Consider the following 24,685-nt stretch of genomic DNA (forward strand, 5'->3'; position numbering starts at 1 on the left):
ACTCCACACGCGCACCACCGCCGGGACACCCGGCGAGCGCACCTCCGCCAGAAGGATCGGCCATGACCACCGTCGAATCCACCGGCCGGGTCGTCGGCCGGTGGCACGGGGCCTGGCTGCGCGTCGAAGGGCACTGGACCTGGTACCGGCGGCACTGGCTGTCCACTTTGTACTCCACCGGCCTGCAGCCGGTGCTGTTCCTCGCCGCGATGGGTCTCGGCTTCGGGTCGCAGGTGCGGCCCGGCACGGTCACCGGCGGTCTCTCCTACCTGCAGTACATCGCGCCCGCGCTGCTCGCGGCCGGTGCCGCGCAGCAGGCGATCGGCGAGTCGAGCTACCCCGTTCTCTCCGGGTTCAAGTGGCAGAAGGACTACCTGGCCGTCACCGCCACGCCGGTGTCGCCCGGCCAGGTGTTCGGCGGTCACCTGATCTGGTCGGCGCTGCGGCTGACCCTGGCTGGCGCGATCTACGCGTTCGTCGCGTTGTTCTTCGGCTCCTGGACCGGCCCCGGCGTCCTGCTGGTGATCCTGGCCGGCACCGTCACCGGCCTCGCCTGCACCACGCCGATGGCCGCGCTGGCGGCGAGCACCCACGACGAGGGCCAGCGCTTCGGGCTGATCTTCCGGTTCGTCGTGATGCCGATGACGTTGTTCTCCGGCACGTTCTTCCCGATCGCCCAGCTGCCGGCCGCGATCCGCTGGCTGGCCTGGATCTCCCCGCTGTGGCACGGCACCCAGCTGGCCCGCGGCGTGAGCGTCGGCGGGGTCGGCGGCTGGGCGATGCTCGGCCACTTCGCCGTGCTCGCGGCGTTGTTCGCGGCCGGGTGGGCGCTCGCGCACCGGGCCTTCTACAAGAGGCTGGTGGTCTGATGGTGAGCGTCCAGGCTCCGCCGGCCCGCGGCGGGCTGCTGCTGCGGATCCTCCCGCCCGGGCTCTACGCCGGCCGGGCGAGCGCGCTGATCGAGCGCGCGGCCATGGTCTACCGGAACAGCTGGCTGATCTTCCTGTCCGGCGCGATCGAACCGTTCCTCTACCTGATGGCGTTCCAGCTGGGCTTCGGCAAGCTGGTCACCGAGGTCGCGGGCCCGGACGGGCGCCCGATGAGCTACGTCGCCTTCGTCGCCCCGGCGCTGCTGGCGATGTCGGCGATGAACGGCGCCGTCTTCGAGTCGACGTACAACCTGTTCTTCAAGCTGCGCTACGCGAAGCTGTACGACGCGATGCTGGCCACCCCGATCGGCCCGCTGGACGTCGCGCTCGGCGAGATCGGCTGGGCGGTCCTGCGCGGCGGCTTCTACGCGGTGGCGTTCCTCGGCATCGCGGCGGCGATGGGCCTGCTGACGTCGTGGTGGGCCCTGCTGATGGTCCCGGCGGCGCTGCTGGTGGGCCTGGCGTTCTCGGCGGTCGGCATGGCGCTGGTGACGTTCGTGAAGTCGACGGCCCAGTTCGACTACATCCAGCTGGTGCTGACCCCGATGTTCCTGTTCTCGACGACGTTCTTCCCGCTGTCGGTGTATCCGGAGCCGGTGCAGTGGGTGGTCCGCTGCTTCCCGCTCTACCACGCGATCGAGCTGATGCGCGGCCTCGCGACGGGCATCCTGTCGCCCGGGATGCTGGGCAACCTCGCCTACCTGCTGGTCCTCGGCGGCGTGGGCCTGTGGGCCTCGACCCGCCGCATTGCGAAACTCCTGCTGACGTGACGTGACGTGACGTGACGTGACGTGACGTGACGTGACGTGACGTGGCTCAGCGGGCCGGGTCCGGCCGCCCGGTCCGCGGCGCCACCGCCGCCATCGCGTCCACCATCCCGTGGCCGTAGAAGCCGTTGAACCCCTCGTACCCCGCGCAGTACGCGTCCTGGATCCCGTCGCCGGTCAGGTCGTAGTCGGCCGGGCACGCCATCGGCGTCGCCTGCTCGTCCAGCGACCGCCGCAGCTGACGCGGCCCGGCGCCCGGGTGCTGGGACGCCAGCAGCGCGAGCACCCCGGCGACGTGCGGCGCCGCCATCGACGTCCCGCACAGCGGCGCGTACCCGCCCGGGACCGTCGAGAGCACGCACCGGCCCGTCTCGCCGCCGGGCGCGGTGACGTCGATCACGCCCAGCCCGTACGAGCTGTAGCCCGCCTTCACCCGGTCCGCTCCCACCGCCGACACCGCGACGACGTCCCGCAGCCCGGCCGGCAGGGCTTCGCACCCGGTGCCCGCGCCGGGCGCGCCCGACCGCGCGGACGGCGTCAGCCCGACGGCCTCGTTGGTCGCCGCCGCGACGTTCAGCGTGCCCGCCGACGTGCTGTACTCCACGGCTCTGGCCAGCACCTCGTGCACGACGCCGCGGTCGTCGCCGCGGATGCACGACAGCGACCACGGGTTGACGAAGTAGCTGCTGTTCGTCAGCTGCATGTGCCGCGACGCCGCCCACATCAGCCCGCACACCGCGGCCTCGGGGTCGGCGTACCCGCGGTCGTCGATCACCTTCACCGAGGCGACGCGCACGCCGGGCGCCACGCCGGTGACGCCGTGGCCGTCGTCGGCCGCCGCGATGATGCCGGCCACGTGCGTGCCGTGCACCGACGTCGTCGGCGCCCACGCGCCGCGGTCCTGGTCGGGGGCGCCGGTGAGGCAGCCTGCGGAGTCGTCGCGGTCCAGCGCCGCGGTCAGGTCCGGGTGGGCCGGGTCGATCCCCGAGTCGAGCACGCCGACCACGACGTCGCGGCTCCCCTCGGACACTCGGTGCGCCCAGCCCGCGTTGATCGCCTGCATGTCCCACTGCCGGGAGCTCAGGTCCGTGCCGGGCACCCGGGCCGGGTCGGTCGCGGCCAGCGCCGCCCGCGGGGGCTGGGGCTTGACCGGGTCGGTCGCGCGCTGCGCGGCCAGCCGCTCGCCCTGGGCGCTGAACGTCCGGTCGAGGCCGATCCGCGGCCCGAACCCCGGATCGCCGGACGTGGCCACGGCGACGGCGATCTGCGGGTAGTACACGGTCGTGGCGCCACAGGCGCCGGCGATCTGAGCGCGCGCGGCGGATTCGGCCGTGCCGCGGTCGAAGGTGACGACGTAACGCAGGGTCCGCCCGTGGGCGCAGGACGGCTCGTCGGCCGCCGCCGGACCGGCGGTGACGCATCCCGAAAGCACCAGCACGGTGCACACGGCCGCCCGCAGCGGCCGCGCCAGCAGGGACACTTGACCTCCCACCGGACGCCGGAACGCGGGTGCCGGCGCGCGTGCGCCCGGCCACCCCGAGCCGCACGCTAGCCACCCCGCGCCCGGCGGACAAGCTCTGCGGCCAAGTTCGCCCGGCCGGTGCCCCGCGGCACGCCCGGGCGGCCTGCGTGAGGTACCGAGTACACCGGTGCGGTCACCGGGTGTGGGATACTCGGGGAGGCCACTGGGCCGCGGGGCGCACGTGAGAGGTGCTGCCTGCGGCATTGTGGCCCGGTGAAGTGCATGAACCAGCACCACGCGCGTCGCCGCCCGCAGGCCGGGCGGCTGGACGACGTGGCGGGCGGCCCGGGGGCCGCGAGGCTTGGGCAGGCACCCGCCGAGCAGACCTTTGACCGGGTTGCGCGCCATCGGGAGTCGGTGGTGCGGCGCCCGGTCGTCGGGCAAGGATTCCCGCCGCTGGTGACCACCACGGCGGAACGAACAGAAAGGGGCCCCTGCGCGGCCGCGTCCCTGCCGGGTTGAACCGGCAGACGCGCCCGGGGGCGGAGGAGACACATGTCGAACGCGGAAACACCCGCCGAGCACACCGGCGGGAATCCCGCCACACCCACGACCGGCCCGCTGGCCGACCTGCCCGCCCGGATCCGGGTGCATGCGCTGGCCAAGCTGCTCGAGTCGCACAGCCGGGACGTCCTCGCGAAGCTGGGCGAACTGGGCGAAAGCGTCCGCAGCGCGCAGTCGAGCGTGACCCGGGAAGTGGCCCTCAAGGTCGCCGAGGCGTTTTCCGGCGGCGACGTCGAGGTCGCGCCGGCTTCCGGCGGTGACGTCGAAGCGGCGCCCGCTTCCGGTGGCGACGTCGAGGTGGCCCCCACCTCGGGCGGTGACGTCGAGGTCGCGCCCACCGGGCGGACCCGGCGCAAGCCGGAACCCGAGCCGGCGCCCGTCGAGACCGAGAAGCCGCGCCCGCGGCAGAAGAGCCGCGCGCACCTGCCGGTGTTCGCCGCGCCGTCGCCGGTCTTCCTGCCGCCGGAGCCCGCCGCGACCAAGCCGGCGCGCAAGCCGGCCGACCCGTTCGCGGAGCCGCCGGCTCCGGCCCCGGTGAAGCAGAAGCGCCAGCAGCCCGAGCCGGAGATCGTCGAGGAAGAAGAGGCCGAGGACACCACGCCGGCCATCGACGCCGACGACGACGGTGACGACGCCAACAGCCGCCGTCGCCGCCGCCGTGGCCGCCGCGGCCGTGGCCGGGGCAAGGGCGCCGACGGCAGCGACGAGAACGACGGCGACGACGCCCAAGCCGAAGAGGAGCAGCCGCCGCCCGCGCGCCGCCGCTCCCGCAACGGCAACACGGACGAAAAGCCCGCGAAGGACGAGTCGGACGTCGCGGAAGAGCCCGAGGGCGACGACGCCGACAACGACGGCGACAGTGACGGTGAAGGCGGCAGCAAGCGCCGTCGCCGCCGTCGCCGCCGCAAGGGCTCGGACGGCGACGACGCCGGGGACACCGGCACCGACGACCCGCCCAACACGGTCACCCACGTCCGCCAGGCCAAGGCCGAGCAGGCCGAACGCGCCGAGCGCGAGCGCCCGGCGGCACGCGACGAGGTGCGCAGCGTCCGCGGCTCGACCCGGCTCGAGGCCAAGCGCCAGCGCCGCCGTGACGGCCGCGAGGCCGGCCGCCGCCGCGCCCCGATCCTGTCCGAGGCCGAGTTCCTCGCCCGCCGCGAGGCGGTCGAGCGCACGATGGTCGTCCTCGAGAAGGGCGACTCCACGCAGATCGCCGTGCTCGAGGACGGCGTGCTGGTCGAGCACTTCGTGACGCAGTCGGGCTCCGGCTCGATCGTCGGCAACGTCTACCTCGGCCGCGTCCAGAACGTGCTGCCGAGCATGGAGGCCGCGTTCATCGACATCGGCCGCGGCCGCAACGCCGTGCTCTACGCCGGTGAGGTCGACTGGGACGCCGCCGGCCTGGAGGGCAAGGCCCGCAAGATCGAGCAGGCGCTGTCCACCGGCGACTCCGTGCTGGTCCAGGTGACCAAGGACCCGGTCGGGCACAAGGGCGCCCGGCTGACCACGCAGATCTCGCTGCCCGGCCGCTTCCTGGTGTACGTCCCCGCGGGCGGCGCCACCGGCATCTCCCGCAAGCTGCCGGAGAACGAGCGCCGCCGGCTCAAGGACATCCTCAAGCGGATCGTCCCGGAGGACGCGGGTGTGATCATCCGCACCGCCTCCGAGGGCATCGGCGAGGAGGAGCTCGGCCGCGACGTCGACCGCCTGAAGGCGCAGTGGGACATCATCAAGGAGAAGGCCGACGCCGGCTCCGGCCGCAAGGGCGGCGCGCCGACCATGCTCTACGAAGAGCCGGACCTGCTGGTCAAGGTCGTGCGTGACCTCTTCACCGAGGACTTCACCAAGCTGGAGATCCAGGGCAACCGGTCCTGGGACACCATCGACGACTACGTCCGGCACGTCGCGCCGGAGCTGGGCGAGCGCCTCAAGCGCTACACCGGCACCGGCGACGCCTTCGCCGACCACCGGATCGACGAGCAGATCACCAAGGCCCTCGACCGCAAGGTCTGGCTGCCCTCGGGCGGGTACCTGGTCATCGACCGCACCGAGGCGATGACGGTCATCGACGTCAACACCGGCAAGTTCACCGGCTCGGGCGGCAACCTCGAGGAGACGGTGACCCGCAACAACCTGGAGTCGGCGGAGGAGATCGTCCGCCAGCTGCGGCTGCGGGACATCGGCGGCATCATCGTGATCGACTTCATCGACATGGTGCTCGAGTCCAACCGCGAGCTGGTGCTGCGCCGCCTCACCGAGTGCCTCGGCCGCGACCGCACCCGCCACCAGGTCGCCGAGGTCACCTCGCTCGGCCTGGTGCAGATGACCCGCAAGAAGATCGGCACCGGGCTGCTCGAGGCGTTCTCGACGCCGTGCGAGCACTGCAAGGGCCGCGGCGTGGTCGTCTCGACCGAGCCGCAGCGCACGGCCGGCGGCATCGCCGCCCACTCTCCCAGCGGCAACGGGGGCAACGGCGGCAACGGTGGCGGTGGCGGCAACGGCGGCAGCGGTGGCGGGGAGAAGAGCTCCCGCCGGTCGCGCGGCCGTGGTGGCAAGGGCGAGGAAGCCGCCAAGGAGCAGGCCGAGGCCGCCAAGGCCGAGGTGCACGCCGTCCCGCCGCCGGAGAAGCGCGAGTCGATCGCGTCCGCGGTGGCGGCGATGGCCAACGCGTCCAAGGTCGCCAAGGAGCAGCCGCACGAGCACGGTGCCCTCAACGGCAACGGGCCCGTCCCGGAGGTGACCGACACGGCGGAGGCCGGTCAGGCCACCGAGACGCCGGCCGAGGCCGTGGTGGCCCCGGAGCCGGCGACCGAGGTCGCGGACGTCCCGGTGACCACCGAGGCGGACGAGACGCCGGCGCCGCTCGAGGAGCTGCCGGCCGTCGAGCGCTCGTCGGCGCCCGAGCCGGCGGAAGAGCCCGTCACAGAGTCTTCGGAGGCCGCTGAGCCGGTCGCCGAACCCGAGGTCAGCGTGCCCGAACCGGCCGTGCGCTCCACCCGGCGCCGTCCGCGCCGGGCGGCGTCACGCCCGGCCGGTCCGCCGGTGAAAGCCTCGGAGCAGAGCGCTAACTGAACACCAGGGGGACCCCGGTGGTAACGCACCGGGGCACCCCACGTAACCTGTAGTACGGCCTACCACCAGAGTAGGCCGCCTGCGTGAGAGCAGGACCGCCTTCCCGGAGGCGGGCCGATCGCGCGGGGCCCCCACCCATTGTCGAGTAATGCAGGAGACTTCCGTGTCGGCGTACGCGATCGTCAAGACCGGCGGCAAGCAGTACAAGGTTGCCGTCGGCGACGTGGTCGAGGTCGAGAAGCTCGAGGGCGAGCCGGGCACCGAGCACATTCTCCCCGCCGTGTTGTACGTAGACGGTGGCGATGTCACCACGGACGTGGACGCGCTGGCGAAGGTCTCGGTCACCGGCAAGGTCGTCGAGCAGACCAAGGGTCCGAAGATCCGGATCCACAAGTTCAAGAACAAGACGGGCTACCACAAGCGTCAGGGTCACCGGCAGAAGCTGACCCGCGTCGAGGTCACCGCCATCTCCATCTGAGGACTTTCCCGGATCTTCGCAAGACTGAAAGAGGACTGAGCTATGGCTCACAAGAAGGGTGCGTCCAGCTCCCGCAACGGTCGTGACTCGAACGCGCAGCGCCTCGGCGTCAAGCGCTTCGGCGGCCAGGAAGTCAACGCCGGCGAGATCCTGATCCGCCAGCGGGGCACCAAGTTCCACCCCGGCGTGAACGTCGGCCGTGGCGGCGACGACACGCTGTTCGCCCTGGCCGCCGGTGCGGTCCAGTTCGGCGAGAAGCGTGGTCGCAAGACGATCAACATCGTCGTGCCAGTCGAGGCGTAACGGGCGATCTTTGGGGCGACGTGTGTCCGCGGAATACGCGGACCACGTCGCCCGTTCCATGTGTTGACCCGGGGGCCCGAGCCCCCGGACCCCCACGGTGCGGCCGCTGGCAGACCCAGCGTGGGCCGCGCCGTTTTTGTTTGTAGAGGAAGAGGCAAGTGATGGCGTCCCGGTTCGTGGACCGCGCGGTGATCCACCTGACCGCCGGCGACGGTGGGAACGGCTGCGCCTCGGTGCACCGCGAGAAGTTCAAGCCCCTCGGCGGCCCGGACGGCGGCAACGGCGGCAACGGCGGCGACGTCCTGCTGGTCGTCGACCCGAACGTGCACACCCTGCTCGACTTCCACTTCCGCCCGCACGCCAAGGCGGGCAGCGGCAAGCTGGGCCAGGGCGGCGACCGCGCGGGCGCGGCGGGGGAGACCCTGGTGATGAAGGTGCCGTCCGGCACCGTCGTGTTCACCGAAGACGGCCAGATGGTCGCCGACCTCATCGGCCCGGGCACCACGTTCGTCGCGGCCCAGGGCGGCCGCGGTGGTCTCGGCAACCGCGCGCTGTCGTCGAAGGCGCGCAAGGCGCCCGGGTTCGCGCTGCTGGGCGAGCCGGGTGAAGCCCGCAACCTCGTGCTGGAGCTGCGTTCGGTCGCCGACGTCGGCCTGCTCGGCTTCCCGTCCGCCGGCAAGTCGTCGCTGATCTCGGTGCTGTCCGCGGCCAAGCCGAAGATCGCCGACTACCCGTTCACCACGCTCGTGCCGAACCTCGGCGTGATCACCGGTGGCGACACGGTCTTCACGATGGCCGACGTCCCCGGCCTGATCCCCGGCGCGTCCGAAGGCAAGGGCCTCGGGCTCGACTTCCTGCGCCACATCGAGCGCTGCGCGGTGCTGGTGCACGTCGTGGACTGCGCGACGCTGGAGCCCGGCCGCGACCCGGTGTCCGATGTGGACGCGCTGGAGCTGGAGCTCTCGAAGTACACGCCGGGCCTCGGCGGGAAGCTCGAAGAGCGCCCGCGTGTGGTCGTCCTCAACAAGATCGACGTCCCGGAGGCCGCCGAGCTCGCCGAGTTCGTCCGGCCGGAGTTCGAAGCCCGCGGTCTGCAGGTGTTCGAGATCTCCACGGCGTCGCGCAAGGGCCTGCGCGAGCTGACCTTCGCGCTCGCCAAGGTGGTCGAACAGTACCGCGAGATGCAGCCGGTGCTGGAGCCGGAGACGATCGTGCTGCGGCCCCTCGCCGTCAACGACGAAGGGTTCACCGTCGACGTCGATCCGGAAGAAGAGGGCGCCTTCATCGTGCGCGGCTCGCGCCCGGAGCGGTGGATCCGCCAGACGAGCTTCGGCAACGACGAAGCCGTCGGCTACCTCGCCGACCGCCTCAACCGCCTCGGCGTCGAGGACAAGCTGGCGAAGCTCGGCGCGCGCCCGGGCAGCCCGGTCACGATCGGCGACGTCCAGTTCGAGTGGCAGCCGTCGACGCCGAGCGTCGCGATGCACCTGTCCGGCCGCGGCACCGACGTCCGGCTCGAGAACCACGACCGGATCGGCGCGTCCGAGCGCAAGGAAGCCCGCCGGATCCGGCGTGACGGCCCGGACGAGCCGGAAGGCGCCGACGGGGACCTGGACGCGTGAGCGGCACGCGGGAGGCGATCGCCGCCGCCCGGCGGCTGGTGGTCAAGGTCGGTTCCTCGGCGCTGACCACCGCGGGCAGCGGCCTCGACGCGACCCGGCTCGACGCGCTGGTCGACGCGATCGCGCACCGGGTCGCCCGGGACACGCAGATCGTGCTGGTCTCTTCCGGTGCGATCGGCGCCGGCCTGGCGCCGCTTTCGCTGGGCAAGCGGCCGAAGGACCTCGCCACCCAGCAGGCGGCGGCGAGCGTCGGGCAGCTCGCCTTGGCGCACGCCTACGCCGAGTCGTTCGGGCGGTATTCACTCACGGTCGGGCAGGTGCTGCTCACCTCCGACGACGTCGTGCGCCGTTCGCACTACCGCAACGCGCAGCGGACGTTCTCGCGGCTGCTGGCGCTCGGCGCGGTCCCGGTGGTCAACGAGAACGACACGGTGGCCACCGAGGAGATCCGCTTCGGCGACAACGACCGGCTCGCCGCCCTGGTGGCGCACCTGATCGGCGCCGACGCCCTGATCCTGCTGTCCGATGTGGACGGTCTGTACGACGGCGACCCGCGCGAGGGCGCCACCCGCAAGCTCACCGAGGTGCTCTCGGAGTCCGATGTGGACGGTATCTCGGTCGGCATGTCCAGCTCCGGGCTGGGCACGGGCGGCATGGTGTCCAAACTGGCCGCGGCCCGCACCGCGGCGGGGGCGGGCATCCCGGTCCTGCTCGCGGCGGCGTCGGAGGCGTCCCCGGCCCTGACGACGGCGTCGCCGGGCACGGCGTTCGCGCCGGCGGACACCCGCCTGTCGGCCCGCCGCTTCTGGCTGGGCTACGCGGCGGACTCCACGGGCAAGCTCCGCATCGACGACGGCGCGGTGACGGCGGTGGTCCGCCGCCGCAGGTCCCTGCTGGCGGCCGGCATCATCGGCGTCGAGGGCGACTTCCAGGCCGGCGACGTCGTCGACCTGGTCGACACGAACGACCGCGCGGTCGCGCGCGGAGTGGTGGCGTTCGACGCGACCGAGCTGCCGGACCTGATCGGCCGCTCGACCCCCGAACTGCCGCCGGAGCAACGACGCGAGGTCGTCCACGCCGACGACCTCGTCCCGCTGCGCCGCTGAAAACCGCTGATCGGGGACCTGTCCCGGACGCCCCGTCCTAGGCTCCGCGCATGACCGGCCCCGCCGACATCCTCCGCACCGCCGCGCGGCGCCACCCCGACCGGACCGCGCTCGTCACCGCGACGCGCACGCTGACCTACCGCGAGCTGGACGCGGCCGCGGCGGCCGTGGCCGGCGGCCTGCGTGACCGCGGCATCGCGCCGGGCGACGTCGTGACGCTCTACGCGCCGAACCGCTGGGAGTGGCTGGCCGCCTACCACGGTGCGCTGCGGGCCGGCGCGGTCGTCAACCCGGCCAACGCCCTGCTCACCGCCGAAGAGCTCGGCTACGTCACCCAGGACTGCCGGGCCGCGGCCGTGATCACGACCAGCGCGCTGCGCGAGCGGGTCACCGGCGTCGCGCTCGTCGTGGACCTCGACAACGGCGCGGACGCCGTCCCGTTCGCGGACCTGCTCGAAGCGGCACCCCGGGAACCGGTCGATGTGGACGGTCCGTGCACCATCGCCTACACCTCCGGCACCACCGGCCATCCGAAGGGCGCGGTGCAGAGCCACTACGGCGTCCTGGTCAACTGCGCGCTCACCGCCACGATGCACGCCCGCCGCGAAGACGACGTCGTCGTCACCGCGTTGCCGCTCCCGCACGTCTACGGAAACGTCGCCGTGCACAGCACGTTCTGCGTCGGCGGGACGGTCGTGCTGCGCGAACGGTTCTCACCCGGAGACGTCTTCGCCGCGATCGAAGAGCACCGCGCGACCATCTTCGAAGGCGTGCCCGCGATGTACGCGATGCTGCTCGCCGACCCGGCCCTCGCGCGTGCGGACCTCTCGTCGCTGACCCGCAGCACGGTCGGCGGCCAGACGATCGCCGTCACGACCATGCGGGCCTGGCAGGAACGCAGTGGCGCGCCGCTGCTGCAGGTCTGGGGGATGACCGAGCTGTCCGGGCACGCCACCACGCACAGCCCGCACGCGCCCGAGGTCCTCGGCTCCATCGGCGTCGCCTACCCCGGCGTGCAGATCCGCGTCGCCGACCTCGACGACCCGGCCCGCGACGTCCCGGACGGCGTCCGCGGCGAGCTGCTGGTGCGCGGGCCGGTCGTGATGCTCGGGTACCACGACCGGCCCGAAGCCACCGCCGAGACGATCGACGCGGACGGCTGGCTGCGGACCGGCGACCTCGGCTACCGCGATCCCACCGGCCACCTGTTCGTCGTCGACCGCAAGAAGGACCTGATCATCACCGGCGGCTACAACGTCTACCCGGCCGAGATCGAGCGGGTGCTCGCCGGGCACCCGGCCGTCGCGATGGTCGCCGCCGGGCCAGTGCCCGACGCCGTCAAGGGGGAGCTGGCCTGCGCGTACGTCGTCCTGCGCCCCGGCGAGACCGCCACGGCCGACGAGCTGATCGCGTTCACGACCCCGCACCTCGCCCCGTACAAGCGGCCGCGGCTGGTCCGGTTCGTCGAGCGGCTGCCCGCGACGCCGTCGGGGAAGATCAAGCGGCGCGAGCTGGCCGGGCTGTGAGACCGCGCTCAGCCCCGGCCGGTCAGCTGCGCGCCGAGCTGGTCGAAGAAGACCCGCGTCCCGGCTTCCAGCGCCGCGAAGTGCTCGTCGGTCACCACGCCGGTCTGCCGGAACTCCTGGCGGGTGCCGCCGTCGACGTCCGTCAGCGTCACGGTCATCTCGGTGCGCATCGGCTCGTCCGGCGACGGCTCGTCGCTGAGCCCGAGCACCAGCCGTTCACCCGGGACGACGTCGACGTAGAACCCGGCGAACGGCATGGTGAAGTCGCCGGCCTCGGACGACTGCTTCGCGGCGAACCGGCCGCGCGGCTCGACCTCCATGACCAGGTCGTGGGTGCGGAAGCCGGGGCCGACCCACCAGCCCGCGAACCGCGCGGGGTCGGTCCACGCCGCCCACACCTCGTCGCGGGACACCGGGAAGGTGTCGGTGAGCACCAGCTCGTGCGGCGTTTCCACAGTTTCCATTTCGGACATCCGGACCACTCCTCGGGTTCTTCGGTGACTGGAACCACCTTCGCCGGGCGGCCCATCCGGCCGCTATCGATCCGCTATGGACGACACTGGTGACGATGACCGAGCCCGTCACGCCGCCGCGACTCCGCCTGCTCGGGCCCGCCGAGCTCGGGTCCCCGGCCACGCCCGTGGGCAGCCCGCGCGAGTCCGTCGTGCTCGCCGTCCTCGCGCTCGACGCCAACCGCGAGGTCGGGGCCGACCGGCTGGTCGACGCGCTCTGGGGCGAGCAGCCGCCGGCGACGGCCCGGTCGCAGGTCCAGATCTGCGTGTCCGCGCTGCGCCGCCGGCTGCGGGACGCCGGCGGGTTCGCGACGATCACCACCCGCGCGCCGGGCTACCGGCTCGACGTCGCCGCCGGAGACCTCGACCTGACGCGGTTCGCGGAGCTGGCCGTGCGGGCCCGGACGGACGACGACGCCTGCGAAGCGGCGCTCGCGTTGTGGCGCGGTCCCGCGTTCGCCGGCCTGGACAGCGAGGCACTGACCCGCGCGGCCACCCGGCTCGCGGAACGCCGGCTGGACCTGGTCGAGCAGCGCGTCCGGGCCCGGCTCGAGCGCGGCGACGACGTCCTGCCCGAGCTCACCGCCCTGGTCGACGAGCACCCGCTGCGGGAGAACCTGCACCTGCTGCTCATGCGGGCGCTGCACCGCGGCGGCCGCCGGGCCGACGCGCTGACCGCGTTCCGGCGGGCGCGGGACGTCCTGGTCGACGAGCTCGGCGTCGAACCGGGCCCGGAGCTGCGTGACCTGCAGGCCGCGATCCTGGCCGGGGAGCGGCCGGCCGTCCGGGACGTCGTCGCGCCGCCCGTCCCGCGTCAGCTGCCCGCGCCCGCCACCAACTTCACCGGCCGCGACGCCGCGTTGCGCGCCATCAGCGCGCGGCTGTGCGGCCCCGCCGACCCGCAGACGCCGTTCGCGGTCCGGGTCGTCGGGATCTCCGGCGCCGGCGGCGTCGGCAAGTCGGCGCTGGCGGTGCGGGCCGCACACGAACTCGCCGCGCAGTTCCCGGACGGCCAGCTCTACGCCGACCTGCACGACGACTCGGCCGAGGACAGCACGACCTGGTCGGCACGGGTGCTCGGCAGTTTCCTGCGCGCCTTGGGCATGGCGGAGGAGCTGCTGCCCCGCGATCCGCGCGAACGCGCCGAGCTGTACCGCACGCGGCTGGCCGACCGGCGGGTCCTCGTCGTGCTCGACGGCGTCCGGCGGGAGGCGGACGTCCTGCCGCTGCTGCCCGGCTCGGCCGGCTGCGCGGTCCTCACGACGTCACGGGCGCGGCTCACCGGCCTGCCCGGCGCGGCCGGCGTCCAGCTCGACGTGCTCGAGGAGGACGTCGCGCTGCGGCTGCTCGCGACGTTCGTCGGCGACGATCGGCTGCGCGCCGAACCGGAGGCGGCCGAGGCGCTGGTCGCCGCGTGCGACCGGCTGCCGCTCGCGCTGAGCATCGCCGGGGCGAAGCTCGCGTCCCGCGACCACTGGGCGCTCGGCGACCTGCTGGACCGGCTGACCGACGAAAAACGGCGGCTGGACGAGCTGTCCTTCCGCGGGGTCCAGCTGCGGTCGACGATCGCGTTGTCCTACCACGGCTTGAGCGAGCCGGCCCGGTCCCTGTTCCGCCGGATGGCCACGCCGCAGCACCTCGACCTGCCGCACTGGGCGCCGGGCGCGCTGCTGGACCTCCCGCACGTCACGGCCGAGGACGCGCTCGCGGAGCTGCTCGAAGCCAACCTGATCGCCGACGGCGCCCCGCCCTCGGCGTTGTCCCGGCGCTGGCGGTTCCACGACCTCGTGCGCGTCTTCGCGACCGAGCGCGCGTCGGCCGAGGACAGCGTCGCCGAGCACGCGGCCGCCCTGCGCCGCCTCGGCTCCGGCTGGCTCGGCCTCGCCGCACAGGCCCAGCGCCCCGAGTTCGGTGACCGCCTCGACCTGCGCGGGACCGCGCCCCGCCGGGAGCCGCCGCCCTCGGCGACGGCCGCCGTCCGCCGGGCGCCGTTGCAGTGGGTCGACGAAGAGCGCTTCGCGCTCGTAACGGCCGTGCGGGAAGCGGCGGCCGCGGAGTGGGACGACCTGTGCTGGGAGCTGGCCGTCACGGCCGCGGCGCTGTTCGAGATCCGCGGCTACTTCGACGACTGGCGGGAGGTCGCGCAGCTCGCGATCACGTCGGCGGACCGCGCCGGCGACCCGGTCGGTGCCGCCGCGGCCCGCTATTCGCTGGGCGCCCTGCTCGTCCACCAGGGCCGCCCCGGCGACGCCGCCCGGCACCTCGAACCCGCGCTGGCCGGGTTCCGCGCCGCCGGGATCGGCCACGGCGTCGGCGCGACGCTCCGGCAGCTCGCCACGGTCCGGCGGCTGAACGGCGACCTCGCCGCGGCCCGGGCCTGCGCCACCGAGGCGTTGCCGCTGCTGCACGCGGCCGGCGACCGCAGCGGCGAAGCCCACGCGCGGTCCGAGCTCGCCCGCCTCGACCTCGACGCTCGCGCGCTCGGTGACGCCGCCGGCCAGGTGGCCGAGGCGCTGCGCCTCGCGCGGGAGGCGGGCGCGTCGCGCACCGAAGCACAGATCCGCTACCGCAGCGCCGACGTCGAACTGGCTGCCGGGCACGTGGCCGCCGCCGGAGTGGCGGTGGACCGGGTCCTCGAGATCGCTTCCGGTCTGGGGGACCGGATCGGCGTCGGGTACGCGTTGTTCGGCCAGGGCCGGGTCGCCGTCGCGGCAGGAGACGCCGCCACCGCCACCGCCCGGTTCACCGAGGCGGTCACCGTGGCCGGCGTGACCGGCGACCGGCACCTGCAGGCGCGGGCGCACCGGCGGCTCGGCGAGCTGGCCGGGGACGCCGGGACGGCCGCGGAGCACGCTCGCCGGGCCGAGCTGCTCCTTGCCGACGTCGCGCAGCACGCGAGCGGCGGCCGATAGCGCGTCGATAGCCCACCGGAAGCGTCGCCGCCGAACCTCGGGGCCCAGCCACCGAACCCGGGAGACCCCGATGCGCAAGATCGTCAACTCGACCTACGTGACCCTCGACGGCGTCGTCTCCGAGCCGCACCTGTGGTCCCTGGACTACTTCGACGAGGCCGCCGGCGCGTTCGCGCTCGACCAGCTGCGCGCCAGCGACGCCCTGCTGATGGGCCGGGCCACCTACCACAGCTTCGCCGGAGCGTGGCCGGCCCGCAGCGGCGACGAGTTCAGCGACACCATGAACAAGATGGCCAAGTACGTCGCCTCGACCACCCTGACCTCGCCGGAGTGGAACAACACGACCGTGCTGACCGGCGACCTGCCCGACGCCGTGCGGGAGCTGAAGCAGGCGCCGGGCGCGGACATCCTGGTGTACGGCTACGGTCCCGTCGCCCGCACGCTCGTCACGCACGGGCTGCTCGACGAGCTGCGGCTGTGGATCCACCCGGTGCTGCGCGGCGCCGGCGAGCAGCTCTTCGGCGAGGGCGTCACAGGGCGGTTCGGCAAGGTCGAGACCCGCACGTTCGCGAGCGGCACGGTGGTCCTCGTCCTGTCCGAGCCCCGGAGCTGACGGCCGACGAACTGCCGGCGCCTACGTCCCGCTGATCCGGTCCGGCTTGATCGTCAGCAGCAGCCGCGTCTGGTCGCGCCCGCCCCACCACGGGTACGGGCCGCCGAGGTACCGCTGCGCCAGCTTCTCGATGTGCTCGACGGCGCCGTCTTCGGTCATCCCGACGACCTGGCCGCGGATCGCGTAGTAGCGCGACGTCCGCTCGCGGTCGGCGACGTTGAGCGCCACCCGCGGGTCACGCTCGATGTTGCGTTGCTTCTGGTGGCCCAGCACGGTGTTCACCAGGATGTGCGTGCCGTCGGTGTCCACCCAGGTCTGGGTGAGCTGCGGCGAGCCGTCCGGCATCGACGTCGCCAGGAAGCAGAGGCTGGGCTCGCGCAGCAGCGCGAGCAGGTCGCCGGGCAGTTCCACAGTGGTCTCCCGCTAGAGCTGGTCGGGCGCGTCGATGCCGAGCAGGGAAAGCCCGAGCGCGAGCGTGTGCGCCGTCAGCGTAGTCAACCGCAGCCGGGACGCGCGCAGCTCGGGGGTCGGCGCCTTCAGGACCGGACAATCGTCGTAGAACCGGGAAAACGCGACGGCGGTCTCGTAAAGGTACGTGCAGAGCTTGTGCGGCGCGTAGGCGCTCGTCGCGGCCTGGAGGGCTTCGCCGAACCGCAGCAGCTTCAGCGCGAGCGCCCGTTCCGCCGGTTCGTCCAGCAGGATCCGCGTGCCCTCGGGCTCGCCACCCGCCTTGCGCAGGATCGAGCGTGTCCGCGCGTGGGCGTATTGGAGGTACACCGAGGTGTTGCCCTCCTTGGCGAGCATGCGCTCCCAGGCGAAGACGTAGTCGCGCTCGCGGTCGCCGGAGAGGTCGGCGTACTTGACCGCGCCGATGCCCACCGCGCGGGCGACCTCGGCCTGCCCCGCCGCGTCGAGCTCACTGCGTTCGGCGACGACCACGGCGGCCTGCGTCACGGCTTCGGTGAGCAGGTCGACCAGCTTGATCGTCTCGCCGGCCCGCGTCCGCATGGTCTTGCCGTCCGCGCCCAGCACGGTGCCGAAGCCGACGTGCTCGGCGTGCCCGGTCAGCCAGCCCGCCGTGCGGCAGGCCGAGAACACCATGGCGAAGTGCTGCGCCTGCGGCGTCCCGACGACGTAGAGCAGGTCGGTGGCGCCGCGCTCGGTCGTCCAGTACCGGACGGTGGCCAGGTCCGTGGCGGCGTAGCCGTAGCCGCCGTCGCGCTTGCGGACGATCAGCGGCAACCGGTCGCCTTCCCGGTTGCGGAACCCCTCCGGGAACACGCAGACGGCGCCGTCGCTGAGCTCGGTCAGCCCGGCCGCTTCGAGATCGTCGACGACCGCGGCGAGGTAGGAGTTGTAGAAGCTCTCGCCGTAGATGTCCTTGTCCGTCAAGGAGATCCCGAGCAGGGCGTAGACCTCGTCGAAGTGCCGGGTCGACTCGTCGACGAGGGTCCGCCACACGGCGAGGGTGTCTTCGTCGCCGCTCTGCAGCAGCACGACGCGGGTGCGCGCCCGTGTCGCGAACGCTTCGTCGCTGTCGAACTTCCGGCGCGCTTCGCGGTAGAAGGCGTCGAGGTCGGCGATCGCGCGCTGCTCGGACGGGACGTCGAGCAGGTGCTCGATGAGCATGCCGAACGGCGTGCCCCAGTCGCCGAGGTGGTTGTGCGGCAACACTTCGTGGCCCGCGAAGCGCAGCAGGCGCGCGAGGGCGTCGCCGATCACGGACGAGCGCAGGTGCCCGACGTGCATTTCCTTCGCGACGTTCGGGCTGCTGTAGTCGAGCGCGATCGTGCGCGGCTCAGCCGTCTTCGGCACGCCGAGCCGCGTGTCGCCGAGCACCGCGGCCGTGCGGGATTCCAGCCAGGCCTTGCGCAGCACGAAGTTGAGGAAGCCCTGCCCGGCGATTTCGGGCGCGTCCGCGATCCCGTCCAGCTCCACGGCTTCGGCGATCAGCGTCGCGACCTCGCGCGGCGGCCGGCCGAGCTTCTTGCCGAGGCTCATCGCGAGGTTGGCCTGGTAGTCGACGCCGTCACGCGGCGACGCCTGGATCAGCGCCTGCTCCGGCGTCAGGTCCACGTCCAGGGCCCGGCCGGCGGCGGCCACCACGCGGCGCGCCAGCTCCTCGGTAACGTCGGCGGTGTGCACGGTGTCCCTCCTTCGGCTCGGTCAGTGAAGCCCTCAACTGCTTGAGGGGGTCAGGGTGGCGAAGCCCCCGGCACGGGGCGGAGCCCCGGATGTCACAGCCTAGCGAGCGGCACCGGCCGGCGACGAAGGGATTACCCCAGCTCGCTGCCCTTCGTCTCCGGCAGCGTCAGGATCACGGCGAACGCGATCGCGGCACCGGCGGCGACGTACCAGAAGTAGAGCGTCGGCGAGATCGCGCCGAACACCGTGATGAGCAGGGGAGCGGTCCCGCCGAAGACGGCGACGGTCAGGTTGTACCAGGCGCCGATCCCCAGCCCGCGCAGCTCGGTGGGGAACAGCTCGCTCATGATCGCCGGCGCGACCGACGTCATCGCCGTGTACAGCCCGAGCCCGACGCAGAACACGACGAGCAGACCGCCGACGTCCGGACCGATCAAAGTGGACAGTGGCACGATCACGACGGCGGTCGCCCCGGACCACACGAGCAGCTGCGGCTTCCGCCCGACCCGGTCCGCGAGCGCGCCCATCGGGTACTGCAGCGCGATGAACAGCACCGTGCCGACGGACAGCGCGAGGAACACGGCCCCGGCGTCGGCGTGCCGGTTCTTCACCGCGAACGACGTGAGCGCGCTGAAGAACGTGTAGTAGCAGAGCGTCGAGAGCATGGAGAACCCGACGAGCCGGCCGACGGCCTTCGGGTAGTGCGTCAGCGTGGTCAGCAGCGGCCGTTCGAGCTTCCGCGCCTTGGTCTTCGTCTGCTCGAACAGCTCGGTCTCGGCGAGGCTGCGGCGCAGCCACAGCCCGACCACGCCGAAGACGCCGCCCAGCAGGAACGGCAGCCGCCAGCCCCAGGTCGCGAGCTGCGCCTTGTCGAGCGTCCGCGACAGCACGAACCCGAGCACGGTCGCGACGAGCACCGCGGAGCCGGTCGAGATGTAGAAGAACGCCGAGTACCGGCCCCGCCGCGCGGCCGGCGCGATCTCGCCCAGGTAGGCCGACGCGTTCGACACCTCGCCACCGAGCGAGAGCCCCTGCGCGATCCGGGCGAGCAGCAGCAGGAGCGGCGCGAGCCAGCCGACCTGCGCGAACGTCGGCAGTACCCCGATCGCGACCGAGCCGCCCGCCATGAGCACGATGGTGAGGATCATGGCGGGCTTGCGGCCGCGCGTGTCGGCGAAGCGCCCGAGCAGCACCCCGCCGAGCGGGCGGAAGAAGAACGCGAGCGCGTAGGTGGCGAACGTGTTGATCAGGGCGAGGGTGTCGTTGCCGGACGGGAAGAACGCGCCGGCGAAGTAGATGCTGAACGTCGCGTAGATCGTCCAGTCGAACCACTCCAGCGCGTTGCCCGCGCTCGCCGCGAACAGCTTGCGCACCGGCAGCCGGTGCTGGACCCGGACGGTCATGGCAGCCTCCACGTCCCCCGAAGGTGGAACGCGACTTTGCCACATTCGTCCGCGGTACGAAAGATCCCGACCGTCCGGTTCAGTCGGCGGAACCCGTCGTCTGCTCGACGGCCCAGCTCAGCGCCTTGTCGGCCACCTCTTCCCAGCCGTCCTGCCCGACGGTGTAGTGCGTCCGCCCCGGGAACTCGGCGTAGTCGGTGACCGACGGCGCCCGGTGGTAGCGCCGGACGTTCTCCTTGTTCAGCGACGGCGGCACGATGTGGTCCGCACCGCCGGCGATGAACAGCAGCGGCGTCTTCTTCGCGGCGAAGTCCACCTTGGTCGGCGACTGGGGGTTGAAGTTCGCGAAGGCGCCCTGGAACAGCACCCGGGCGGAGCCGGGGACGTGGTACCGGTCGTAGACCTCCTGCGACTGCTGCTCGGTCAGCGTGTTGGTGAAGGCGTAGCGGAACTGCTCCGGCGTCAGCGGCACGGCTTTGTTGCGGTTGAACGGATTCCCGAGCACGGGCCGCGCCGACCGCAACGTCGACAACGGCAGCCCCAGCACCCCCTTGACGGGCCCCGAGTCGATCGCGACGCCCGCCGCGCCCACCCCGCGGTTCAGCAGCAGCTGCGTGAAGGTGCCGCCGAAGGAATGCCCCATGATGATCGGCGGCTCGTCGAGCCCGCGGACGATCCGCTCGTAGTGGTCGACGATCTCGCCGATCCCCAGCCCGGCGAGCGGACTCGGGTCCTTCCGCAAGGCCTCGACCCCACCTTCCAGCCCCGGCCACGACGGCGCCAGCACCCGAAACCCGGCGGCCTCGTACCGCTCGACCCACCCCTCCCAGCTCAACGGCGTCATCCACAGCCCATGCACCAGAACCACAGTCCGAGCACCCACGACAACCTCCACCTGATACAGAACGTTCTGTCTCAACTGGCGCTCAGCATGCCGCCCCCAGCCCCCACGGTCAACCAAGACAAGACAGATCGTTCTGTCACCTAAATCACCCGCACCGCCCCCGACCCCCGCTACCCGACCCTCCAGGTACGCGACCCGACCCTCCAGGCACACGACCCGACCCTCCAGGCACGCGAGTCGTCCCTTCAATCACGCGTGATGCCCCTCAAATCACGCGTGATGACTCCCCAATCACACGCGATGCTCGCCTGATCACGCGAGATCCGCGTGCAATCACGCGAGTCCCGCCCTTGATCACGCGAGATCCGGGCTCAATCACACGATTTCCGCCGCCGGTCACGCGAAAATCGGGCTCAAGCACGCGCGTCGGCCCGCCCGCTGGTGCGCCTCCGCGGCAGAACCCGTCGGGCGGCCCCGAGGTCAGGCCGTGCTGGCCAACGCGAACGGCAGCACCGCGGGCGCCCCGGCCCGCCGCAGCAGCCGGGTCGCCAGCGTCATCGTCCAGCCGGTGTCGATGACGTCGTCGACCAGCAGGATCGGCCCCGCGGGCAACGCCGCGGCCAGGTCGGCCGGCATGCTCAGCCGCCGCCACAGGTCGGCCAGCCGTTGCGCGCTGTTCGCTTGGCGCGGCGGCGGGCCGTCCGCGTCGAGCGCCCCGAGGAAGTCGAGCTTGCCGATGTCTGCCAGCCGCGTCGCCAGGCTGTAGACCAGCCGCGGCCGCGTCGACGACGGCACCGCGACCACCGCCACCGGCCGCTCCGACCACTGCCACCCGGCCAGCACCTGGACGCACGCCTTGAACACCGAGTCCGGCACGTCCGCGTCCTGCGCCGCCGGGCCGACGAGCTCCCGCAGCCGGTTGCCCCAGCCGACGTCCGTCAGCCGCCCGAGGACCTGCCCCGGCTCGGCCTGATCGTCGGCGCCGATCCGGCCGGAGACCGGAACGTCCAAAGAGGACATCCCGGTGGGCCACTGCTTCCGCGGCGCGACCTCGACACCCGGACGTTGCAGGCGTTCCCGTGTCGCGTTGACGACCTCGTCGGTCACCGACGTGTCCCAGTGCTGCCCGGTGCAGTTGTCGCACCGCCCGCACGGCGCCGCGTCCGGGTCGTCGAGCTGACGCCGCAGGTACTCCATCCGGCAGTCGCCGGTCGCCAGGTAACCGAGCATCGCTTCCTGCTCGCGGTCCCGCGCTTCCGCGACGCGCTGGTAGCGGCTGCGGTCGTACTGCCAGTCTTCGCCCGTGCTCTCCCAGCCGCCCTTCACACGCCGGACCGCGCCGTCGACGTCCAGCACCTTGAGCACCATTTCCAGGCGGGAGCGGGAAAGCTCCACCGACGGCTCGAGCGCGGCCGTCGAAAGTGGACGGTCGGCGTAGGCGAGCGAGTTCAGCACCTGCGTCACCCGCAGCTCGTCCGGGAACGCCAGCGACCCGAAGTACGCCCAGATCGCCCGGTCCTCCTCGCCGGGCAGCAGGACGACCTCCGCGCGCTCCACACCACGCCCGGCGCGGCCGACCTGCTGGTAGTACGCGATCGGCGACGACGGCGCCCCGAGGTGCACGACGAACCCGAGGTCCGGCTTGTCGAACCCCATGCCCAGCGCGGACGTCGCGACCAGCGCCTTGACGCGGTTGCCGAGCAGGTCGTCCTCGGCCGCCTGCCGGTCGGCCGGGTCGGTCTTCCCGGTGTAGGCCGCCACCGGGTAGCCGCGGTCCTTCAGCAGGGAAGCGACGTCGTGCGCCGCCGCGACCGTCAGCGTGTAGATGATCCCCGACCCCGGCAGCTCGGCCAGGTGCTCCGCGAGCCACGCGAGCCGCGCCTGCGACGTCGGCAGCCGGCAGACCGACAGCCGCAGGCTTTCCCGGTCGAGGCTGCCGCGCAGCACCAGGGTGTCGCCGCCGCTGCCCATGCCCAGCTGCTCGGCGACGTCGGTGACGACGCGGTCGTTCGCCGTCGCGGTGGTCGCCAGCACCGGCACGCCGTCGGGCAGGTCGCCCAGCAGCGTGCGCAGCCGCCGGTAGTCCGGCCGGAAGTCGTGGCCCCAGTCGGAGATGCAGTGCGCTTCGTCGACCACCAGCAGGCCGGTGCTCGCGGTCAGCTTCGGCAGCACGTTGTCGCGGAAGTCCGGGTTGTTCAGCCGCTCGGGGCTGACCAGCAGGACGTCGATCTCGCCGGCCGCGACCGACGCCTGGACGTGCTCCCACTCCTGCGGGTTCGCGGAGTTCATCGTCGCCGCGTGGATCCCGGCCTTCGCCGCCGCCGAGATCTGGTTGCGCATCAGGGCCAGCAGCGGCGAGACGATCACCGTCGGCCCGCTGCCCTGTTCGCGCAGCAGCGCCGTGGCCAGGAAGTAGACCGCCGACTTGCCCCACCCGGTGCGTTGCACGACGAGCGCGCGACGCCGCTCCGCGACCAAGGCCTCGATGGCCGTCCACTGGTCTTCGCGCAGCTTCGCCGAGTCGCCGGCGAGCGCCCGGAGGAGGGTCTCGGCGCGGTCGCGGAGTGCTGGGGTGGTGCTGGTGGTGTCCACGTCCCCACGTCTACCCCATGGCACCGACGAACCGGGAATCGGCGGCGGCGCGAACGGACCGTTCGTGTCGAATACCGGCCGTAATGTGAGCTGAATCACACTTCCTGCACGGTCGGGCGAGGTGTGCTGCTGGACCGGACGGCCCACGGGTCCGGTGTATAGGCTCGGGTCCCATGTCACCACGGCGGATCGGGGTCATGGGCGGCACTTTCGACCCCGTGCACCACGGCCACCTCGTCGCGGCGAGCGAGGTCCAGTCCCGGTTCGGGCTCGACGAAGTGATCTTCGTGCCCACCGGGCAGCCCTGGCAGAAGACCGACCGCAAGGTCACCAAGGCCGAGGACCGCTACCTGATGACGGTCATCGCGACCGCGTCCAACCCGGTCTTCTCGGTCAGCCGCGTGGACATCGACCGCGCCGGTCAGACCTACACCGTCGACACCCTGCGCGACCTCCACGCCGAGTACCCCGACGACCAGCTCTACTTCATCACCGGCGCCGACGCGCTCGAGCAGATCCTCACCTGGCACAAGGCCGACGAGCTGTTCGACTTCGCGCACTTCATCGGCGTCACGCGGCCCGGCTACCGGCTCAACTCGCACCACCTGCCCAGCGGGAAGGTGAGTCTCGTCGAGGTCACCGCGATGGCGATTTCGTCGACCGGCTGCCGCGACCGCGTCGAGCGCGGGGAGCCGGTCTGGTACCTCGTTCCCGACGGCGTCGTCCGCTACATCACCAAGAAGGATCTCTACCGGAAGAGCGACTGAAGCACCGCTGGTCGCGGCGGGTACTCTTCTCGGGCGAACCCGATCCGGAAAAGGAGCACCGTGACAGCCACGTCCGAGGCACGAGAGCTGGCCGTAGCGGCCGCACACGCGGCGGCGGACAAGAAGGCCAGCGACGTCGTCGTGCTGGACGTGTCCGAGCAGCTCGTCATCACCGACGCCTTCGTCATCGCCTCCGCGCCCAACGAGCGCCTGGTCGGCGCGATCGTCGACAACGTCGAGGAGCAGCTGCGGGTGGCCGGGCACAAGCCGGTCCGCCGCGAAGGCGCCCGCGAGGGCCGCTGGGTCCTGCTCGACTACGTCGACGTCGTCGTGCACGTCCAGCACGTCGAGGAGCGCAGCTTCTACGGCCTCGAACGGCTGTGGAAGGACTGCCCGCGGATCGAGGTGGCCGGTCTCGAGGAGCCGCCCGCCGATGAGGACGCGGACGCCCGGTGAGCCCGCGGCGGCTGGTGCTCTGGCGTCACGGCGAGACGGACTACAACGCCGCCGGGCGGATGCAGGGTCACCTGGATTCGGCGCTGACCCCGGTCGGCTGGAACCAGGCTCGCTTCGCCGTCCCCGCGCTGGCCCGGTTCTCCCCGGACCTCGTGATCGCGTCCGACCTGCGTCGCGCGACCGACACGGCGACCGTGCTCACCGACGCCATCGGCGTCCCGCTGCGCATCGACAAGCGGCTGCGCGAGACGCACCTGGGCGAGTGGCAGGGGAAGACCGGCGCCGAGGTCGACGCCGAGTACCCCGGTGAACGCGCCCGCTGGCGCACCGACGCGACCTGGGCCCCGCCGGGTGGCGAGAACCGGCTCGACGTCGCCGAGCGCGCCGGCGAGGTCGTGTCCGATCTGCAGCAGGCCAACTCCGACGTCGGCGACACCGTGCTGCTGGCTGCGCACGGCGGGCTGATCATCGCCCTCACCGCTGGCCTGCTGAAGCTGCCGGTCGAGATCTGGCCGTCCCTCGGCGGGATCGCCAACTGCCACTGGGTCGAGCTCGGCCTGCGCGACGGCAAGTGGCGGCTGCACGCCTACAACGCGGGGATGACCGGCTAGC

Annotated in this window: 20 protein-coding genes; 13 read left to right on the plus strand and 7 right to left on the minus strand. The window is 72.6% G+C overall.

The features are described from left to right. Positions 1-62: 62 nt before the first annotated feature. Positions 63-869 (plus strand): ABC transporter permease, encoded by an 807-nt coding sequence (locus OHS58_RS01090; protein WP_247055223.1) that lies wholly within the window; start codon positions 63-65, stop codon positions 867-869. Next, positions 869-1,699, plus strand: a complete 831-nt coding sequence (locus tag OHS58_RS01095; RefSeq protein WP_326943339.1) for an ABC transporter permease — start codon at positions 869-871, stop codon at positions 1,697-1,699. Before OHS58_RS01090 ends, OHS58_RS01095 begins: the two co-directional genes overlap by 1 nt. Positions 1,700-1,745: 46 nt before the next feature. Here the strand turns inward: OHS58_RS01095 and OHS58_RS01100 are convergent, their stop codons facing one another. After that, a complete protein-coding gene (locus tag OHS58_RS01100) occupies positions 1,746-3,176 on the minus strand; it encodes a S8 family peptidase (protein ID WP_328646846.1) in 1,431 nt (476 codons plus the stop codon). Positions 3,177-3,713: 537 nt separating this feature from the next. On the opposite strand from OHS58_RS01100, the gene OHS58_RS01105 reads away from it, so the two are divergent. The 6 genes from OHS58_RS01105 (at position 3,714) to OHS58_RS01130 (ending at position 11,829) form a co-directional block, all read left to right on the plus strand. Next, positions 3,714-6,794, plus strand: a complete 3,081-nt coding sequence (locus OHS58_RS01105) for a translation initiation factor IF-2 N-terminal domain-containing protein (protein WP_328646847.1) — start codon at positions 3,714-3,716, stop codon at positions 6,792-6,794. A gap of 163 nt (positions 6,795-6,957) precedes the next feature. Continuing rightward, entirely contained in the window at positions 6,958-7,272 is a 315-nt protein-coding gene (rplU, locus tag OHS58_RS01110; RefSeq protein WP_247064489.1) for a 50S ribosomal protein L21, read from the plus strand. A gap of 42 nt (positions 7,273-7,314) precedes the next feature. Next, positions 7,315-7,575, plus strand: coding sequence for a 50S ribosomal protein L27 (gene rpmA, locus OHS58_RS01115; RefSeq protein WP_155545674.1), 261 nt, complete (start codon positions 7,315-7,317; stop codon positions 7,573-7,575). A 161-nt stretch (positions 7,576-7,736) separates the two neighbouring features. Further along, the gene (gene obgE / locus OHS58_RS01120) at positions 7,737-9,197 is read left to right on the plus strand and encodes a GTPase ObgE (protein ID WP_326959423.1); all 1,461 of its coding nucleotides are present in this window, start codon (positions 7,737-7,739) and stop codon (positions 9,195-9,197) included. Further along, a complete protein-coding gene (gene proB, locus OHS58_RS01125; RefSeq protein ID WP_326959425.1) occupies positions 9,194-10,303 on the plus strand; it encodes a glutamate 5-kinase in 1,110 nt (369 codons plus the stop codon). Before obgE ends, proB begins: the two co-directional genes overlap by 4 nt. A gap of 50 nt (positions 10,304-10,353) precedes the next feature. Beyond that, a complete protein-coding gene (locus tag OHS58_RS01130; protein WP_328646848.1) occupies positions 10,354-11,829 on the plus strand; it encodes a class I adenylate-forming enzyme family protein in 1,476 nt (491 codons plus the stop codon). Positions 11,830-11,837: 8 nt separating this feature from the next. Here OHS58_RS01130 and OHS58_RS01135 read toward each other — a convergent pair whose 3' ends face one another. Further along, positions 11,838-12,302, minus strand: a complete 465-nt coding sequence (locus OHS58_RS01135; protein ID WP_328646849.1) for an SRPBCC family protein — start codon at positions 12,300-12,302, stop codon at positions 11,838-11,840. Positions 12,303-12,397: 95 nt separating this feature from the next. On the opposite strand from OHS58_RS01135, the gene OHS58_RS01140 reads away from it, so the two are divergent. Then, positions 12,398-15,253 carry an AfsR/SARP family transcriptional regulator gene (locus OHS58_RS01140; RefSeq protein WP_328646850.1) on the plus strand — a complete coding sequence of 952 codons (2,856 nt, stop codon included), beginning with the start codon at positions 12,398-12,400 and terminating at the stop codon, positions 15,251-15,253. A gap of 70 nt (positions 15,254-15,323) precedes the next feature. Then, the gene (locus OHS58_RS01145; protein ID WP_326959431.1) at positions 15,324-15,866 is read left to right on the plus strand and encodes a dihydrofolate reductase family protein; all 543 of its coding nucleotides are present in this window, start codon (positions 15,324-15,326) and stop codon (positions 15,864-15,866) included. Positions 15,867-15,887: 21 nt separating this feature from the next. Here OHS58_RS01145 and OHS58_RS01150 read toward each other — a convergent pair whose 3' ends face one another. From OHS58_RS01150 to OHS58_RS01170, 5 genes are all read right to left on the minus strand, one after another. Beyond that, positions 15,888-16,277 carry a PPOX class F420-dependent oxidoreductase gene (locus tag OHS58_RS01150; protein WP_326943331.1) on the minus strand — a complete coding sequence of 130 codons (390 nt, stop codon included), beginning with the start codon at positions 16,275-16,277 and terminating at the stop codon, positions 15,888-15,890. A 12-nt stretch (positions 16,278-16,289) separates the two neighbouring features. After that, the gene (gene argS / locus OHS58_RS01155) at positions 16,290-18,011 is read right to left on the minus strand and encodes an arginine--tRNA ligase (RefSeq protein ID WP_328646851.1); all 1,722 of its coding nucleotides are present in this window, start codon (positions 18,009-18,011) and stop codon (positions 16,290-16,292) included. 131 nt (positions 18,012-18,142) lie between these two features. Then, entirely contained in the window at positions 18,143-19,414 is a 1,272-nt protein-coding gene (locus OHS58_RS01160; RefSeq protein WP_328646852.1) for an MFS transporter, read from the minus strand. 79 nt (positions 19,415-19,493) lie between these two features. After that, positions 19,494-20,282 carry an alpha/beta hydrolase gene (locus tag OHS58_RS01165; RefSeq protein WP_328646853.1) on the minus strand — a complete coding sequence of 263 codons (789 nt, stop codon included), beginning with the start codon at positions 20,280-20,282 and terminating at the stop codon, positions 19,494-19,496. A gap of 456 nt (positions 20,283-20,738) precedes the next feature. Continuing rightward, entirely contained in the window at positions 20,739-22,850 is a 2,112-nt protein-coding gene (locus OHS58_RS01170; RefSeq protein ID WP_328646854.1) for a RecQ family ATP-dependent DNA helicase, read from the minus strand. 197 nt (positions 22,851-23,047) lie between these two features. On the opposite strand from OHS58_RS01170, the gene nadD reads away from it, so the two are divergent. From nadD to OHS58_RS01185, 3 genes are read left to right on the plus strand one after another with little or no spacing between them, the layout of a single operon-like run. Continuing rightward, positions 23,048-23,617 (plus strand): nicotinate-nucleotide adenylyltransferase, encoded by a 570-nt coding sequence (nadD, locus tag OHS58_RS01175; protein ID WP_410622071.1) that lies wholly within the window; start codon positions 23,048-23,050, stop codon positions 23,615-23,617. A 60-nt stretch (positions 23,618-23,677) separates the two neighbouring features. Then, entirely contained in the window at positions 23,678-24,073 is a 396-nt protein-coding gene (gene rsfS / locus OHS58_RS01180) for a ribosome silencing factor (RefSeq protein ID WP_247055190.1), read from the plus strand. Beyond that, positions 24,070-24,684 (plus strand): histidine phosphatase family protein, encoded by a 615-nt coding sequence (locus tag OHS58_RS01185; protein WP_247055188.1) that lies wholly within the window; start codon positions 24,070-24,072, stop codon positions 24,682-24,684. Before rsfS ends, OHS58_RS01185 begins: the two co-directional genes overlap by 4 nt. The last annotated feature ends 1 nt before the right edge of the window (position 24,685 follow it).

Origin of the sequence: Amycolatopsis sp. NBC_00348 (assembly GCF_036114655.1) — a bacterium.
In the GTDB taxonomy this organism is placed as follows: Bacteria; Actinomycetota; Actinomycetes; order Mycobacteriales; family Pseudonocardiaceae; genus Amycolatopsis.